Annotated in this window: 14 protein-coding genes and 1 tRNA gene; 11 read left to right on the top strand and 4 right to left on the bottom strand. The window is 42.7% G+C overall.

What is annotated here, in order from left to right:
• Positions 1-12: 12 nt before the first annotated feature.
• Both LEP1GSC194_RS08910 and LEP1GSC194_RS08905 read right to left on the bottom strand, forming a co-directional pair.
• Entirely contained in the window at positions 13-1,191 is a 1,179-nt protein-coding gene (locus tag LEP1GSC194_RS08910) for a DUF1577 domain-containing protein (RefSeq protein ID WP_020773322.1), read from the bottom strand.
• Between the two features lie 356 nt (positions 1,192-1,547).
• Entirely contained in the window at positions 1,548-1,967 is a 420-nt protein-coding gene (locus LEP1GSC194_RS08905) for an ATP-binding protein (protein ID WP_020773317.1), read from the bottom strand.
• A 106-nt stretch (positions 1,968-2,073) separates the two neighbouring features.
• Here LEP1GSC194_RS08905 and LEP1GSC194_RS08900 point away from each other — a divergent pair, with 106 nt between their 5' ends.
• Positions 2,074-2,316, top strand: coding sequence for a hypothetical protein (locus LEP1GSC194_RS08900; RefSeq protein ID WP_002999987.1), 243 nt, complete (start codon positions 2,074-2,076; stop codon positions 2,314-2,316).
• A gap of 15 nt (positions 2,317-2,331) precedes the next feature.
• On the opposite strand, the gene LEP1GSC194_RS08895 is transcribed toward LEP1GSC194_RS08900, so the two are convergent.
• Positions 2,332-2,404 (bottom strand) — tRNA-Phe (locus tag LEP1GSC194_RS08895).
• 94 nt (positions 2,405-2,498) lie between these two features.
• Here LEP1GSC194_RS08895 and LEP1GSC194_RS08890 point away from each other — a divergent pair.
• The 6 genes from LEP1GSC194_RS08890 (at position 2,499) to LEP1GSC194_RS08865 (ending at position 10,259) form a co-directional block, all read left to right on the top strand.
• Complete coding sequence (locus tag LEP1GSC194_RS08890; protein ID WP_020773268.1) at positions 2,499-3,164, top strand: protein-L-isoaspartate O-methyltransferase family protein; 666 nt, start codon at positions 2,499-2,501, stop codon at positions 3,162-3,164.
• Positions 3,165-3,915: 751 nt separating this feature from the next.
• Positions 3,916-5,064 carry an alpha/beta hydrolase gene (locus tag LEP1GSC194_RS08885; protein WP_036041899.1) on the top strand — a complete coding sequence of 383 codons (1,149 nt, stop codon included), beginning with the start codon at positions 3,916-3,918 and terminating at the stop codon, positions 5,062-5,064.
• A gap of 593 nt (positions 5,065-5,657) precedes the next feature.
• Entirely contained in the window at positions 5,658-7,358 is a 1,701-nt protein-coding gene (locus LEP1GSC194_RS08880; RefSeq protein ID WP_020773272.1) for an acyl-CoA dehydrogenase family protein, read from the top strand.
• Between the two features lie 421 nt (positions 7,359-7,779).
• Complete coding sequence (locus tag LEP1GSC194_RS08875) at positions 7,780-8,508, top strand: DNA alkylation repair protein (RefSeq protein WP_020773347.1); 729 nt, start codon at positions 7,780-7,782, stop codon at positions 8,506-8,508.
• A complete protein-coding gene (locus LEP1GSC194_RS08870) occupies positions 8,486-9,385 on the top strand; it encodes an SPL family radical SAM protein (protein ID WP_020773257.1) in 900 nt (299 codons plus the stop codon). Before LEP1GSC194_RS08875 ends, LEP1GSC194_RS08870 begins: the two co-directional genes overlap by 23 nt.
• A 52-nt stretch (positions 9,386-9,437) precedes the next feature.
• Entirely contained in the window at positions 9,438-10,259 is an 822-nt protein-coding gene (locus LEP1GSC194_RS08865) for an Fpg/Nei family DNA glycosylase (protein ID WP_017807812.1), read from the top strand.
• A gap of 31 nt (positions 10,260-10,290) precedes the next feature.
• Here the strand turns inward: LEP1GSC194_RS08865 and LEP1GSC194_RS08860 are convergent, their stop codons facing one another.
• Positions 10,291-11,313, bottom strand: a complete 1,023-nt coding sequence (locus LEP1GSC194_RS08860; protein WP_020773244.1) for an NAD(P)-dependent oxidoreductase — start codon at positions 11,311-11,313, stop codon at positions 10,291-10,293.
• 84 nt (positions 11,314-11,397) lie between these two features.
• On the opposite strand from LEP1GSC194_RS08860, the gene LEP1GSC194_RS08855 reads away from it, so the two are divergent.
• The 4 genes from LEP1GSC194_RS08855 to LEP1GSC194_RS08840 all read left to right on the top strand — a co-directional run bounded on the left by LEP1GSC194_RS08855 (position 11,398) and on the right by LEP1GSC194_RS08840 (position 16,340).
• Positions 11,398-12,453 carry a lipase secretion chaperone gene (locus LEP1GSC194_RS08855; protein WP_020773325.1) on the top strand — a complete coding sequence of 352 codons (1,056 nt, stop codon included), beginning with the start codon at positions 11,398-11,400 and terminating at the stop codon, positions 12,451-12,453.
• Positions 12,453-14,207 (top strand): apolipoprotein N-acyltransferase, encoded by a 1,755-nt coding sequence (locus tag LEP1GSC194_RS08850; RefSeq protein WP_020773258.1) that lies wholly within the window; start codon positions 12,453-12,455, stop codon positions 14,205-14,207. The genes LEP1GSC194_RS08855 and LEP1GSC194_RS08850 overlap by 1 nt, the downstream gene beginning before the upstream one ends.
• A complete protein-coding gene (locus tag LEP1GSC194_RS08845) occupies positions 14,201-14,971 on the top strand; it encodes a ribonuclease H-like domain-containing protein (RefSeq protein WP_017807869.1) in 771 nt (256 codons plus the stop codon). Before LEP1GSC194_RS08850 ends, LEP1GSC194_RS08845 begins: the two co-directional genes overlap by 7 nt.
• Positions 14,972-15,308: 337 nt before the next feature.
• On the top strand, positions 15,309-16,340 hold the full coding sequence (locus LEP1GSC194_RS08840) for a hypothetical protein (RefSeq protein ID WP_036041896.1): 1,032 nt from the start codon (positions 15,309-15,311) through the stop codon (positions 16,338-16,340).
• Positions 16,341-16,343 lie beyond the last annotated feature (3 nt).

The raw sequence follows: 16,343 nt of genomic DNA, 5'->3' as shown, positions 1-16,343 counted from the left end.
CTTAAGTAGAAATTAGATTGCGTGCGTTTTTAGACCCGTAAATTTCCCCTGACCCAAAAGTTCGACGTTTCTGTGAAACTTTTCCCGTTCTCCCGGAAAAGAGGACTTAGCGACCAGTTCCATTCCCAAAATCAGATTTCCAACTTCGTCATAAGAAATCCAGCGGATCGCTCCGAAAACTTTGAAATAACCTTGCATACGAATGTAAATGTCGAAAACGAATCCCGTGTGTTTGGGAAGGGTTTGGATCAGATGAGGATCCGTGATTTTGACGCAAATGCCGTTGTTCGAAATGTCGATAATCGGAAATTTTTCCGTGGTCATGACGGTATTGGATTCTTTGATACGAGCCACCATCTCTTTGGAAAGTTCGGTTAATTTTTCGATCGTGTCCTTACCGAGCGGTTTTTCCTTGTTTCTTACCCAGATGTAACCGAGAGGAATGGATTGTCTCGAGTGGTTGATATAAACGATCGGATAGATGATTTCGGAGATAATTTTTTCATCCTTGTATTTTCTCATCATAGAATCGATTTCTTCGTTGATCTGATCTTCAATGTCGATTTGGTTTTCGTCCTTGGACTTATAAGATCCTTCCAGGGAAGTGTTTTCGATATGAATGTATTTTTTGCTTCGTTTTACCAATTCGAATTTTTCGTCCTGATCGGATTTGAAAACGTCGATTTCGATCAACCCGAGTTGATCGGGTTTTAATTTCGTTTTGTAGTCTTCAAAACTGACCTTGACCAAAGTAGGAATGTTGAACAAGGACGCATCGATTACCGTTTTGGAAGAATTGATGTTCGTAACGTGAGCCGCGTCTTCGGCAACGGGATAACGAGGGAAGGCACGGTTGGATTTGGCGATCGAGATTTTGTTTACGCTGAGTTCTACGAGTTTTGAGTTGAGGTTTTTCAAAAAACTGCATTCCAATTGGACGTACTTGGCGAGAATGCGATACAATATGATTTCTTCGTCTTCGGGAAGTTTCTTGTCGCCCGATAATTCCACGACGATTTTTTCCCCGTTATCCACGTATTTCTGAATGGTAACGGTTTCCTTATCGACGTCCCCTCTGACACTTAGGCTTTGTTTCAATAAATGTTTTTCAATAATATGTTTCCTTTGTTCCGGAGAATTTATGACATCTAAATCTCGATTTCCCAGTTTCATTCCATTCATTGAACTCATCGTAAAATTCCTACTCGATACAAAATATAAGCGCCTAGTATAGAATGCAACGGATTGTTAATTTGGTAAATATAAAATTTACTTTGTGAATTCTCAAATTATAGGATCGTTTCGTTTGACGGAAACAAAATCGTATTCTTTCCTATCTGCGTTATTCGAACTTATGCAAGAAAGGTGAGTTTAGGTCATTTACATACAAGCGATCTGTTTAAGAGACATAGATAGGAAGTCGCAAAGGGAAAGCCTTTTTGAAAAATAAAGAAGTTCCCACGTTTTAGGAGTCAGTGGATAGGGATCAGATGTCAGGTTAAAATTTTTCAAACGACTTCCGACCGGAACAATGGCCTATTTGCGACTTAAAAATTTTCCGGAAGGAGACGAACCTTGTATTTTGAGGCCATCTTCTTTAAGGATTCATCGTCGATGAAGTGAATATTTTTTCCGTTATGATAGTTTTCGACTGTGACGACAAAAACCGCATACCCGAATTCGGACGCGATTTGAAAGTAGGGCTTCATTTCCCAAGAAAGAGTAAATGTGTTGTCCGAAAAAATTTTCGAGGTTCCGTTCTCCGCTTCTTTTCGAACGAGTTCTTCGCAGCGTTTGTATGCGAGATGATTTCTCTTAGGATCGAAATCGTATTCTTGCGTTTTTGAATCCGTAAAATAATCGTCCACACTGAAAACGGGATATTTCCCGTTTTCGGATAAGAGTTTGGCAAGTGTACTTTTACCGGCTCCCGGAATACCTCTGAGTAAGATGAGGGACTTGTTCATTTCTTTTACTTTACAAATACGTTGAATTTGATTAGCCTATAGGAAAACATCCAGCAGAAAAATCTTTCGTTTTGAAAGAGTTGGACGAAAAGGTTTAAGGAAAAGAATGAAGTATTTAGAGACGGAACAGATCATTCCATCCAAAGGAATGTCTTATACAATGTACGAAGTGGAAGGCGAGGATCAGATTCAGAAGATGATGACTTACATTCCCGACACGGACGAAATTCATATCTATCCGAAACCTCCGGTTAAAAAATTGTACAAACCGGAACTTTGTAAGGTGATCGACGAAGTCGTTTTTTCGGAACTTTGGAAGTTGGGAGAAGAAAGAAAAGCGGCTCGATGAAAAAGTTGTGAGTTCTGGCCTCGGAGAGAATCGAACTCCCGACACAAGGATTTTCAGTCCTCTGCTCTACCGACTGAGCTACAAGGCCGAACTCATGAACAGAATAGAAAAGCGGCTCGCACTGTCAACGAAAAAGATCGGCTGAGCTCGTTCTCTCAGGATGGTTGTTGGGGAGAGACGGAATGTCTTCTTCATCTAAAATTTGTAATCCGATTCTTCGTGAAAAAGATAGAAAGAATATGGTCGATTTGCAAATCGTCTCTCGAGGGATTCACGATCGTGAAGTTCTCTCCGCGATGCGTTCGATTCCGAGAGAATGTTTTGTACCCGATTTCTACTTCTTTCAAGCTTACGACGATAAACCGTTACCGATCGGATGTCATCAGACAATTTCACAACCGTTCATGGTCGCGTGGATGTCTCTGCTTCTTGAAATCCGAAAAGGAGATCGGGTCTTTGAAATCGGAACCGGTTCCGGTTATCAAAGCGCGGTTTTGATTTTTCTCGGAGCGACGTTATTCTCCGTCGAGTTTTTTGATTCTCTCCATAAAATCGCGATTCAAAACTTAGAATGCTGGAAGTCGGGTTGCACCGGGACAAATCGTTTTGTCGGCGGAAATGCGATTGAAATTCTCAAGCCGGATCTCCAGTTCGATAAGATGATTTCCTGCGCGGCCCTTCCCGATCTTCCCGACTCGGAGAGTTCCTACTTTCGTTCCCTGGTTCCTGGGGGGATTTTTATCTTTCCGATGGGAAAACAAGAACAGTCTTTGATGATCGCAAAAAGAAACCGGGACGACTGGTCTTTTAAATCGATGGGTGGTGTGAAATTCGTTCCCTTACTTTAGAGCGCTAAGCCCCGAAACGTCATAACAAAATTCGCAAGTTACTTGGATCTCTAAATAAATCCGTCGGGAACTCCCACAAAAATTCTTCTTTGGATCGTGCCTGATTCCAAAACTTTTCTCAGGTTTGCGGGCTATATCCCTATAGAAGAGAGTCACATGAATTTTGAAACGAATCCTCGATTTAAAGGCAGAGTTCAGGACACTGTTTTTATGTGGTTTCGAATAATTACGCGGACAATAAAATGCGGGAACTACTACGTTTATCCTCGATATTTCGGAAAAACCCGCGCCAAGGATCGATGTTACAACTCAAGCGTCCCGCTTCCATTGACGCTCGATCACGTGCGTTTCAGATATCGATGGTTAAAATTTTTCCGATTTTATCATAACTACACGGAAGAGATCCAAGTTTGCCGTTCGTTTAAAAATGGGGAGTTCCCACATTCTTAAAAAACCAATAAATCAAAATGCCCCAATCTCGGCTTGTTCTTCGTCCTTTTTCAATATATCCCTCTAATCTACTAATATATGGCTCATATTGAATTTATTTATTTCATTTTCACGATTTTGAATATTTTAAACGGAAATGACAATTTATTTATAATAAAGAGCCAATTTTATGTCTTAAAAGCCTAAATTTGCTTTACAAGTCGATCGCAAAATGATCTTTCCGGTGACTCGAATGAAGAAAGCAATCGGATCTATAGATCGAATTATCTTCTTCGAAATAGTAAGTAAGGGAGAAACATGGATGAAGATTGAATTGAGTATTCGGAAAGTTCAAAATCGATTCAGAAGAATCGGTCTGATCGTATGTTTTTTAATTTCTCTATTCGGCGTGAATTCAATCAGCGCCGCTTATGAGAAGGAAATTCTTACGTATGATTTGGTAGGACGAGGTTACTATTCCTTTAACACCACCTATTATACGATCAACGTAGTGCATTACAAAAGACCCAGCGGAGGACCGATTATTCTCAATCCGAAGTCGGTTTTGTTCGTTCACGGTTTTGGAGACAACAGCACGCTCTTTGAACCGTTGGCAAAAGAATTGATCAACCAAGGAAAGGCTCATCACGTTTACATCATGGACCTTCCGGGGCACGGGGGCAGTACGGTCGCTCCCGGCACCGCGACAAGACCGGCTTACGCGAGTGATTTGACCGTCTTTAATTACGGAGACGCTCTGCGCGCTTTGCTCAGTAGGATGATAAATACGGAAAAGCGAAAGATCAATACCATCGTAGGTCATAGTATCGGCGGGCTCGTGATTCAAACGATCCAGAGCATGTTTCAGAGAATCTCCGGTTCCAGCCTTTTGAGCATATACGGGATTGAAAATACGATTCTAATCGCAAGCGATATTCCTGCGCCCTTACCTTGGTACGGAGGAGACGCTCCTATGTGCGATCCGATAGGCGATATCTCGTGCGGTTCCGCAAAAAGTTTCGTTTGGAACTTTAAAACGTGGAGGATTTTGGATTCATTTCCTTTTCCACCGTACTTAGTAACGGGTCTTTTTGTGGAAACGCCGGATGATTTTTACATCAATACGAAATACGCGGTGAACGGCGTTCCGGTCACGGGCGCTCCCACTCCTGCGCAATTGGAAGTGATGAGCGATCTGGAACCGTATCCGGCTGCGGCTAATATCGTCGGTTTGGATCCTTCCGGGGAAACGACCAATGCCGTTCCCAGATTATCCATTTCGCAGAATATATGGAACGGGTTTAATCTCAAAGTCGTATGGCTGGATAAGGACATATTTTTCAGTCAATCGGAAACTCAGGGACTCGCTCAATATCTCAAAGCGGGATTGAATGCGATCACGATCTCCGACCCCGAGGCCGTTCACAATTCCCCGTTTTCCAAACCGTCCCTTTTTCTTTCTCTTTTCTAGATTTTTTTCTATCGACGACCGCACCGGATTCGGTGCGGCGTCGTGTTGAGACGGTCCGAATTCGTCTTTATACGCAATCAATTTGGAATATTCTAAAATAATAATGCGATCCTAAAAGGCGACGTTCGATGGGTTGAAATACAGCGGTCAAATTATTACAAAACGATCCGATCACAGGTTCTAATTTTAAAACCCAATAACTTGATCCCGTCGAGCGCCAATAGAAGCGAGACGTTGAGTTTCCTCGAGCGCCAATAGAAGCGAGACATTGAGTTTATCCATCGGTCCGGTTGATTTTTCTCCGAAAAAACGGTTCAAAACAGCAGAAATAATGTAAGAGCCCGGTTTTTTGCGGGAGTTCCCGCGTTTTGGAACAAGCTTTTGTTTTTCCTCATAAATTTCTGATTTACATCGCGGAAGTTAGGATTTAGAGCTTGTCTCGAAACCTAAAAATGTGGGAACTACTACGTTTTTAAACAAACGGGAAAATCGTACAAAAGCTGAAAGACCGCTAAAGAGACAGAATCTGTGGGAACTCCCGCGTTTTGTGAAACTCAGTGTCTCGCTTCACGACGATAAAGAGATAAACAATTATGGATCTATTGAACCCTAAAAAGACCGAATTTAAACATCTGGACGAAAAATCCGGAAACATCATGAAACGAACGATCGCCTTTTTTGAAAAAAAAGGTAAGAACAAGTTAAAGGAAGACGATCGAAATCAAACTTGGTATGCGGATTTTCTCGAGTTTCAAAAACAAGAAAAGATTTTTGCGACCTTGATGACTCCTGCGGGTTACGGGGAAAGCGACTCCAGATGGGACACGACTCGGATCTGCGACTTTAACGAGATCGCCGGTTTTTACGGACTTTGTTACTGGTATACGTGGCAGGTTTCCATGTTGGGGCTCGGCCCGATTTGGAACAGCAAGAACGAGGAGATCAAACATAAAACCGCAAAACTCTTGTTAGACGGAGAAATTTTCGCTTTCGGTCTTTCCGAAAAAGAACACGGAGCGGATTTGATTTCCAGCGATATGTCTTTGGAAAATAAAGGCGACGGAAACTACGTCGCCAACGGACGAAAATATTATATCGGAAATTCGAACAAGGCCGCCATCGTTTCCACTTTCGGAAAGATGAAGGACACGGGGAACTACGTATTCTTTGCAGCCGATTCGGGTCATAAGAATTACGAGTTGATCCAAAACGTAGTCAACTCTCAGAGTTATGTGGGAGAATACGCGTTGAAAGATTATCCGATCGCCGAAAAGGACATTCTTTCCAAAGACAGAGAGGCGTGGGACGCTTCCTTGAGTACGATCGCGATTTGCAAATACAATCTGGGTTGGGCTTCGATCGGAATCTGCACGCATTCTTTTTACGAGGCTCTCAATCACGCTTCCAAAAGAAGGTTATTCAATCGGAACGTAACCGACTTCTCACAGATCAAACAAATGTTTGTGGACGCGTATTGTCGGCTTTTTTCGATGAAACTTTTCGCTTCAAGAGCCAAAGATTATATGAGATCCGCTTCCGCGACCGACAGACGTTATCTCCTCTTTAACCCGATGGTCAAGATGAAAGTTACGATGCAGGGAGAAGAAGTCATCAACCTTCTTTGGGATGTGATCGCGGCGAAAGGTTTTGAAAAGAATATGTATTTCGAAATGGCCGCCAAAGATATCCGAGGACTTCCGAAACTCGAAGGAACCGCACACGTCAACATGGCCTTGATCATCAAGTTCATGAACAATTATTTCTTCGATCCGAATTCCGCGCTTCCGGTAATCCCTAAAATCAACGAGTTTAAGAACGACGACTTTTTATTCAACCAAGGAACCACGACGAAAGGTTTTGAAAAGATTACTTTCCGCGATTACGACGAAGTGTACGCGAGCGTGGATCTTCCGAACGTAAAAATCTTCAGAAAACAGATTTCTGTCCTGAAGGAGTTCTTAAAGTCCACACCTCCGGATTCGAAACAATCCAAGGATTTGGATTTTATGCTGATTCTCGGAGAGTTATTCACGTTAGTCGCTTATGGCCAGCTTTTGATCGAAAACGCTTCGATCGAAAAAGTGGAAAACGATCTCTTAAGTCAGATTTTCGATTTTATGGTGAGGGACTTTTCCAAATACGCTCTTCAACTCTATTCCAAAAGAAGCAGCACGAAAGAACAGATGGAAAAATGTTTGGCTATGATTTTTAAACCTTCGGAAGACGAGGAACTTTTCAACCGCGTCTGTGCGAAGGTTTATTCCTACAAAGACGCCTACGAAATGGCTCCTTGAGCTTTACGTTAGTCGCGTTGTAGAATGAGTTTTCCGCTTTCAGTTCATTCCGCTAAAAGGTTGGATTTTAAAGTTTTGTTTCTTGTATTAGAGTTGTTGAAAAATTCAATAGTGAAGTTTAACAAAACTACTTTAATCGTTCATTTCAATGAAACAGAAACAAATGGAGAATTAATTTTTCAACAACTCTATTATTGATCCCTAAATAACGGAGTATCATCAATTTGAAAACAAATCCCTTCTTAGAGGTAGAATTTTGGGCGCGTTATTTTAACGGGAGGGCGATTTCCCGGCTTCGTTGGGAGCCAAACGACAACGGCCGTTGTCTTTTGGTTGTCTCGCTCGCTATGGATCGCTCGCCATGCCCAAATTTTTTCCACGAATTCACTTTATTTTATAGTTCTCAGTAGGATCGTTTTCCATGGATTCAATTCGTTCCAAGAAAGAAATCAAATCGGTTCTCGCATATCTTTGGGATTTTCCGGAAGCGGATGAAAGTTTTCCGGTTTCCAAAATCGAATCGGACCTCTTGTTGAAAAAAGTGAAATTCCCGTTATTGGAGTTTGTGGGAAAGGAACTCTATTCTAAAATTCCGGAAAAGAAACAGATCTCCTTTACGGATCAAATCATAAATCTGAGACACATGGGAGGTTATGTTATCGCCGCGATCATACTTCAACTTCGTTTGGAAAATCATTTCGAACAATCCTTGGAAAAGGCGGTCGATTATATCGTTTTGGGAAACGAATGGTATGTTTGCGATATCATCGGAGAAAGGGTCATGGGTTACTTTCTTCTCAAACAACCCGAACGGACTCTTCCGGTTTTAAAAATCCATCTCGATCATAAAAACGTTTGGGTCGCTCGTTCCGTCGGCGTCGCCGCACACTACGCGGTCAAGAAAGGTCTCGGAAAAAAATACGTGGAGGAAACGTTTCGACTTCTCTTAACAAAAGCCGATACAAAGGACTTTCATACGAAAAAAGGGATCGGCTGGGCCTTTAAAACCGTTTCCAAATTTCATCCCGATATCATTCAAAAATTTGAATATCATTTGAATACGAACGGATCTATCCAGCCGTTCTTTAAGACAAAAATCGAAATCGGACTGAGCCGATCCGCCAAGTATGCCTCAAAGTATCCGGATTAAGAGCATCCTGAATAAAACCAAACGAAGAGATCCCTGGTTTTTGGACGATTATACGATCAACCCTTACAGCGGTTGCTCGTTTCGATGTTTATACTGTTATGTGGGCGGAAGCAAATACGGTTTGAATATCGAAGACAAACTTTCCTTTAAGGAAAACGCGGTGGAAGTTCTGGATCGACAACTCCGAAGTTGCGCCAAAAAGAACCGTTACGGAATTATCGCCCTTTCTTCGGCCACCGATCCTTATCTGCAGTTCGAAAAAGAACTCGGTCTCACGAGAGAGCTACTTAAGATAATTCTAAAATACAAATTTCCGGTTCATATTCTCACTAAATCGGATCTGATTTTGCGCGATCTGGATTTGTTAAACGAAATCGAAAAGGAGGCGATTCTTCCGGAGGATTTGCGCGGTCGACTGAGTCGTAAATCGTTCATTACGTTTTCCTTTTCCGTTCTCGACGATCCCGTCGCCAAAGTTTTTGAACCGGGAGCGACCGCTCCGAGTTTGCGTCTTTCCGCTTTAAAGGATACTTTAGCGAACGGTTTTTTCAGCGGAGTGAGTTTGATGCCTCTGCTTCCTCACATTTCGGACACCGGTGAAAATTTGGAGTTTATGTTTCGAACGTTTAAGGACGCGGGAATCCGATATATTTTTCCGGCAAGTCTGACTCTGTTCGGCGGAAACGATCCTTCGGATAGCAGATCTCTTACGTTTAAAGCGATCGAAAAATATTACCCTCGTCTTATCCCCAAGTATCAAAAATTTTTTTCCAAAAGTCATCGAATGCCCGAAACCTATCAAACCGCGCTTCGTAATAAAACGACGGAGTTATGCGCCAAATACGGATTACAAAAGGGAATTCTTCCCTACGATTGACGAAGCCGATTCTTAAGCTTGACGAAAGTCTAATATAGAATTCAATCGCCTCATGCCAGAACTTCCGGATTTAGTCGTTATTCGGGAAAGACTGATCCCCGAATTGGTAAATAAAACGGTGGAATTCGTCGAGATCGTAGATCCTCTGGTCGTTCGAAACCTCGTAGGCGCCGCGGTCGACGACGTTTATAAAGGCTCCTCCTTTCGGAACATCGTGAGAAACGGTCCTTTTCTCAACTTTGCATTCGAAAAATTGAATATGGTAATTCACCCTATGTTATCCGGGAGATTCTCCCTCGATCCTAAGTATAAGAAAAAAGACCTTTGTTTGCGGATTTTTACGGACGGAACGACGTTCAATTACGCGGACGACACTCGAATGGGAAAGGTTTACTTTCTTGAGCCCGATCAGTTGGAACAAATCCCGAAATACAAGGAACAAGGGATCGATCTTCTTTCGGAGGAATTTACCGAGGATGTTTTCGTAAAGTTGATGGGAAAAAACCGTAGACAAATCAGGGTTTTTTTGATGGACCAATCCAAATTGAGCGCATTAGGAAATGCTTATGCGGACGAGGTCCTTTTTGCGGCTAAAATTCATCCTAAAACTTCCTGTAATCTGCTTTCTTCGGAAGACAAATCGCTTCTTTACAAAAGTATCAAAGAAGTTCTTTCCGATTCGATCGAATACATTCGAAACAAACAGGCTCCGCTCGATGTTAAGGTTCGGGATCACGTTAAAGTCAGAAATCGTAAAAACGAACCTTGTCCCGTCTGCGGAACGATCATCCGAAGAGCGAACGTCTTGGGTTACGATTCGTTTTTTTGTCCGACTTGCCAACCGGCCAAAGGCGAACAATTCATCCAGTGGTGACTAAGCGTTGTGTAACGCGATCCGTAAAAAATCAAACCAATCCCCAATCCAATCTTACCGGATACGAGTTCCTTCTTTTTTCAAAATAACCCTCATCACCTTTTCTCCAGGCTTCTCTCAAAAGGCGATCCTCCTCTTTTAAGAAAGTGGAAGTTTTAAATTCTCCTTCCGTCTGTAAAAAAGATTCCAGGGGAGGCAGAGGATTGTCCCCGAATAAGATGGATAACTTTTCGGCGACTCTGTAGGTTCCGCTCACTCTCCCCAACTGACTGTAACCGGCGATATGCGGAGTAAGGATCGATTGATCCGTTTCGGAAAGTATTTTTCCGGCTTGAACCGAGGGCGGCTCGGGGTCAAACACATCTAAAATTTTGAATATATCGTTTCTTGCAATCAGACGATCGAACGCTTCCCGGGTGAGGATTTCTCCCCGGCTCGTATTGATAAAAACCGTACCGGATTTTAAAAAATCGATCAAAGAGGCGGTCACAAAACGAAACGTCGGTTCCGGTCCTTCCTCGGTCAAGGGAACGTGGTAACTGAGAACGGAACAATCCAATACCTCCTTTAAAGGCACGGACTCCGTCTTATAAAACGGATCGTAAAAAATACAATCGATTCCCTTTAATATTAGAATTTTATGAAATTCTTTTCCGGTGTTTCCGTGTCCGATCATACCGATTTTCATCGTTTTTAGCTCGGATTCGTCAAATCGACTCAAAAGCCCCGCGTAACAGTATTCGGCGACCGAACCGGCGTTACAACCGGGTGCGTTCAAAAAAACTTTTCCCGATTCTTTGAGAACGTTAAAATCCACATGATCCGTTCCGGAACTTACGGTCGCAAAAATTTTCACGGAAGGAAAGTTTCGGACGTTTTCCCGATTCACTTTGAATCTTGTGTTCGCGATCAGAATCGAGGGTTCGTCTTGGGCCGTCTTTTCGATTTGATCGGAGGGATAAGATCTTACCTCCAACTTTTCGAACCTTGAAAAAATTTCTTTGGCTCCTACTGTTCCTTCAGGGTAATAGAGAATCGGTCTTTTTTGTCGCATTCCTTGTCATTTCATCCGAACCGCTTGTTCAGAAAAAACAAAAAAGGTTTGCCTTAGGAAAGATTTTTTTAAAAATCACGGTCCATGAAATCTCTTCAGGAAAGAATTACATTTCCCACAATCGTAGGTTTGATCACGGCGATTTTAATCGCATTGATCTGGTTCGTGTTCTTAAGTGAAAAAAGCGCGGGTTCCGAAAGTGTTTTAGGAAACTCCGACGCGGAGTTCACACTCCAACGTTCGGAATCCGGCGAGTGGATTTTAAATCAAGCGATCGTGGATACTTCGCGCAAAATCTTCGATGAGAACGGAAACTGGCTCTCCTTCGACGATTTGATACAATACGCTTCCACGGGCGAAGTCAATCTAGTCTCCGAGCTTTGGGCCTTGAGAAGGCAATGTCCCGAAAGCGCGGGATACGAACAGTGCAACGAAATTATTCGGGCCTTTATCGCCGATCACTATTCCGGAAAAGATGCGGAATATCTAATGAAACTTTTTTCGGGTTACTTAAGATATGAAACGACTATGAAAGAATTCGAACTTCCCGATAAACTCAGTAGAACCGAAAAATACGAACTCGTTAAAAAGAAAAGAAAGGAATTTTTTTCCGATAACGACGCTAAACTTATCTTCGGTATGGAAGACGCGGAAGAAACTTATCGGGAATCCTTGAGCGGGTTTTTAAAGGATACGGAATCCTTAAACGGCGAACAAAGAATGCAAAGATACGAGGAATTCAGAAAAAATGTCTACGGCGGATATTATAATACCTTAAGAAAAAGGGAACCTAAGTACAATACTTACGAAACCGAAATGTTTCTGAGGGAAAACGAATTGGAAAGAATGAGTTTGTCCGATCGAAACGGCAAAACGAGAAACATCCGCGAAAAATATTTCGGTAAGGACGGCGCGGATCGTATGGAAGCGGTTTATAAGGAAGCGGACGAAAAAGAAAAAAAGGAAAAACAAACCGCGCAAGAAGAGGCCAACTGGTCCGGGAAAAATCCTAACGTCAGAGGAGACGCGAAAGAAAGGGCCTTGATGGAAATTAGAACCAAAAACCTCGGAAAGGAAGAAGCGGAAGAATATTCAAGAAGGCTTAAGTATGAAGAGGAGATAAAGAAAAACCAAAATTGATGCCGTATCGTTTCATTGCAAAAGACTCGTTTGTATATCGACTTCTACTTTGTTTCGGAGTCGGGGGCGGAACTCTTTTAGGGCTTTCCCCGTTTTCATTTTTTTCGGCCGGAATGATTGCGGCCGTTTCCTGTATGTTTTTGTTTTTTTCCCTCAATCAAGAACCGTTTTGGAAAGCCTCGTTGTGGATTTTGATTCTTTCCCAGATTTTGAACTGCGTCGCGTTTTATTGGATTCCGGGAGCCGTTTCCGGCATTGCGGGAACCGGTCCGATCGTTTCCGTTCTTTTTTTCCTATTATACGGACTCGTTTCCCATTTGAAGTTCTTTCCGTTCTATGCTTTATTCCGTTTTTCTAAAGTAGAATCCGTTTCACAACCTTCGGTGCTTTTGGTATTTCCCGCCGCGGGAGCCGTCGCGGACATGATAACGATTCAGATTTTTCCCTGGTATTGGGGGAACTTGATTTCGGGTTCGATCGTGTTCGAGCAGTTCGCTTCGATCTGCGGAGTTTACGGGCTGAGTTTTCTTTTGTTGTTTATATCTTCCGTTTTTATAATGTTCTTAAGTCATTTTAAAAGGAAAAAATCCGAAGAATTCAGAATTGCGGTCGTCGCGGCGATCGGAATCGCATCCGTTTATTTTTACGGTTTGTACCGAATCGGATACGCCGATCGATCGTCTAACGAAGGGAAGCCGAAAGATTTGTCCGTACTTATGATTCAACCGGATACTTCTCCCGGAACCAAGGATCTGAAAGCAGACTCGAATTTTTTGAGCGTGACGATGAGTAAGGTGTTTTCTTTGGCCTTAAGGGGAAGTATAACCTCCGAAAATCCGCCGTCCTTGATCGTAATTCCGGAATCCGCGATTCCGTTTCACGGCACCATCGATTCGGAGGAAAATCGAAAGGAACACATTTATTCTTCCACGATGGAAGGGATCGTTTTATTTCTTTCCAAACATACCGGAGCCGATATTATATTCAACGAATTGAATATGGAAGGGGGCAAGCTGAGGAATCAGGTTAGTTTGTTTAAAAGCGCGGACGGAAGTTTCGAACGATACGACAAAAGGAAACTTCTTGCCTTCGGCGAATACCTTCCGATGGAAAACGAACTTCCTTTTTTACGTTCGATCTTCAAGGAAACCTCCCGCTACGTTCCCGGAGAAATCCCCAAACTTCTGATCGGAAATAAAATCCGGAACACAAAGCCGATTTTGCCTCCGAGCGAAAAGGAAATCTCCCGATTGAACGAGCCTGAAATCCATAAAGCCGAATTTTTCTCCCGGGACAAACGATCCGATAAGATTATAAATTTAGAATATTCGTATTCGATTATGCCTTTGCTTTGTTACGAAGCGATGTTTACGGAACTCGTTTTGGACTACTTTCGGACCGGAGAACAACCGGAAATCCTGATCAACCTCACCAACGATTCCTGGTTCGACTCGGAGCTGGAGGCCTATCAACATTCCGGAGCCGTCCGATTGAGAGCGATCGAAACCGGTCTGCCTTTGATCCGTTCCACCGTATCCGGAATTTCGGAAGTCTGGGACGCCCGCGGAATTCCTCTGATCGTTCCGATCGGATTTCACGAAACCGGAACCCGAACCTTTTCGATTCGACCGGGTTCCGCCGAGCCGACGATTTATACCGAACTCGGAAATTCTTTATTGTGGGTCTGTTGTGTTTCGATCCTGATTTTTCGTTTTATTCTCGTGCTGATATCCGTAAGGAAAAGCAGATGTTGAAACATACGTTTTGCCATCTTCCCGGGATCGACTCTAAGGAGGAAAAAAATCTTTGGGAAAAGGGAATTTACGATTGGAAGGATCTTGAAAAATATCTGAAGACCGAACCCGTTCCGATTCGAAATCTGATTTTAGACGCATTAGAGTTTTCTAAAAAAGAATTGGAAAGGGAAAATTTTTTTTACTTCTTTCACGTTCTTTCCGCCAAACATTACTGGAGACTTTTTCCTACGATTCGGGAAAAACTTCTTTATATGGATATCGAAACCACGGGTTTGGGGAACGAGGACAGAACGACGGTGATCGGAACCTTCGACGGAACCGAATATCGTTCCTATATTCGGGGATTCAATTTGGATTTTTTTTTAGACAATCTCAGCCAGGACCGGATTTTCGTTTCCTACAACGGGATCGCGTTCGACGTTCCTTTTTTGGAAAGGGAGTTTAACGTTCGTTTTAGAAACAATCACATTGATATTATGTTTTTATTAAGATCTCTCGGGATAAAGGGCGGACTCAAAGGATGCGAAAAAACTTTAGGCATCCATAGGCCGGAAGCGGTTGCGATCACAGGCGTCGAAGCGGTGAATCTTTGGAAACAATACGTGGATTATGACGATATGGACGCGCTCAAAATTTTGGAAGAATACAATCGGGAAGACACGGTCAATCTTGAAATATTATTCGTCAAAGGATATAACCTGAAGATTAAGGAAACTCCGTTCTATGGAGAGATTATCGGCGAGCCTGAGCGTTTCAAGTGATTAGGGACTATTTGCTGATTTCTAAAATGTGGGAACTCCCGCTTTTTAGGAATTGAGTGGAACGGGAACATTGAGATAAAAGTCGCACTTACTTTGAAGTCTGAATTCAAACAATTTATCGGTTGGGTAGGTTGTCGGAACGACTAAAAATAAGATCTTGTCAAAAATGAAAACGAGGGTTCGGCGCGGATTCAGAATCAGAATTCAAAAAACGAGAACCGTATCGAATGACGGATTCGGATTTTTATCAACGGAAAAAAACATAGCCAGAGTCGGGCCTATTCCCATTTTAGTATTTTCAGAAATCAATCCGGAAATTTTTTTTCAAGATAGTCCCATGAATTTAAAACAAACTCGAAATATTAAAACTTCCTCCAAACGTTTCGTCGCCGTTTTTATTTTTTGCCTTTTTCCGTTTTCCATGTTCTCCCAATCTAAAACGAAAAACGCGGATCTTCAAGATGTCGTTCCGTTTGCGCAGATAAATGCGGAAACGAAAACGGAACAAATTCCCGCAAATCAAGCGGCGATTACGGAAACAAAGGAACCTTCCAAAAGAGTGGATCAGAGAAAGGGAAACTGGAGTTTCCAATGGGGTTACAATCGCGATTCCTATACGCAAAGCGATATCACTTTTCACGGTCCCGGATATAACTTCACGTTGAAAGACGTCGTCGCGAAAGATAAACCCGAAAAATTCGATCCGTCCGTTTATCTGAACCCGAGCCTTTGGGAAATTCCGCAGTATAACTTTCGTCTAACGTATTATTTTGCGGATAAATTCTTTGTCGCTTTCGGTCAAGATCACATGAAATACGTGATGAGCAGAGGACAAGCCGCCAACATTTACGGTTATATCGATCCGCTTGCGATTCAAAGGGCGCATCTCGGAACGTCCTCCGACTCCGCGGTTTTTCTTTATCTATTTCCGGACGCCTATAAAAGATTGGAAGGATATCATAACGGAGAGACGATCAACGTAACTCCCGACTTTTTAAAATTCGAACACACCGACGGATTAAATTTTCTTTATATAGATGTGGGAATGATTCAACCTCTGCTCGTTTCGTCTAACGGAGAAAATGCGTTCAGTCTCGTTTCTTCCGTGGGCGGCGGCCCGATTGTTTGCAGAAGCGACGTTCGTCTTTTCGGAGAAGGAAAAAACAATCACTTCCACGCGTCGGGTTACGGAGTTTCCGGTTACGTCGCCGGTCGTGCGGACGTTTATCGATCCGTCTTTTTCGAACTCGGCGCCAAGGGAGGATATATCGATCTATCCGATATCTTTACAAACGGACGTTCCAAGGATCACGCCAGCCAAAGTTTCGGATTTTTAGAGTTGGTGGTTTTCGGCGGAGTGAATTTTTAAAAA

This window comes from Leptospira alstonii serovar Sichuan str. 79601, from assembly GCF_000347175.1.
Taxonomy (GTDB): domain Bacteria; phylum Spirochaetota; class Leptospiria; order Leptospirales; family Leptospiraceae; genus Leptospira; species Leptospira alstonii.
Note: the sequence above shows the minus strand (reverse complement) of the source record. Positions and strands in the feature narration are given on the sequence as shown.

What these genes read in the sequence shown, in the direction of transcription:
- LEP1GSC194_RS08870 (WP_020773257.1), top strand. Translation starts at nt 8,486, where the DNA reads ATGCCTCAAAGTATCCGGATTAAGAGCATCCTGAATAAAACCAAACGA.
- LEP1GSC194_RS08860 (WP_020773244.1), bottom strand. Translation starts at nt 11,313, where the DNA reads ATGCGACAAAAAAGACCGATTCTCTATTACCCTGAAGGAACAGTAGGA.
- LEP1GSC194_RS08890 (WP_020773268.1), top strand. Translation starts at nt 2,499, where the DNA reads ATGTCTTCTTCATCTAAAATTTGTAATCCGATTCTTCGTGAAAAAGAT.
- LEP1GSC194_RS08840 (WP_036041896.1), top strand. Translation starts at nt 15,309, where the DNA reads ATGAATTTAAAACAAACTCGAAATATTAAAACTTCCTCCAAACGTTTC.
- LEP1GSC194_RS08845 (WP_017807869.1), top strand. Translation starts at nt 14,201, where the DNA reads ATGTTGAAACATACGTTTTGCCATCTTCCCGGGATCGACTCTAAGGAG.
- LEP1GSC194_RS08880 (WP_020773272.1), top strand. Translation starts at nt 5,658, where the DNA reads ATGGATCTATTGAACCCTAAAAAGACCGAATTTAAACATCTGGACGAA.
- LEP1GSC194_RS08850 (WP_020773258.1), top strand. Translation starts at nt 12,453, where the DNA reads ATGCCGTATCGTTTCATTGCAAAAGACTCGTTTGTATATCGACTTCTA.
- LEP1GSC194_RS08900 (WP_002999987.1), top strand. Translation starts at nt 2,074, where the DNA reads ATGAAGTATTTAGAGACGGAACAGATCATTCCATCCAAAGGAATGTCT.
- LEP1GSC194_RS08855 (WP_020773325.1), top strand. Translation starts at nt 11,398, where the DNA reads ATGAAATCTCTTCAGGAAAGAATTACATTTCCCACAATCGTAGGTTTG.
- LEP1GSC194_RS08910 (WP_020773322.1), bottom strand. Translation starts at nt 1,191, where the DNA reads ATGAGTTCAATGAATGGAATGAAACTGGGAAATCGAGATTTAGATGTC.
- LEP1GSC194_RS08905 (WP_020773317.1), bottom strand. Translation starts at nt 1,967, where the DNA reads ATGAACAAGTCCCTCATCTTACTCAGAGGTATTCCGGGAGCCGGTAAA.
- LEP1GSC194_RS08875 (WP_020773347.1), top strand. Translation starts at nt 7,780, where the DNA reads ATGGATTCAATTCGTTCCAAGAAAGAAATCAAATCGGTTCTCGCATAT.
- LEP1GSC194_RS08885 (WP_036041899.1), top strand. Translation starts at nt 3,916, where the DNA reads ATGAAGATTGAATTGAGTATTCGGAAAGTTCAAAATCGATTCAGAAGA.
- LEP1GSC194_RS08865 (WP_017807812.1), top strand. Translation starts at nt 9,438, where the DNA reads ATGCCAGAACTTCCGGATTTAGTCGTTATTCGGGAAAGACTGATCCCC.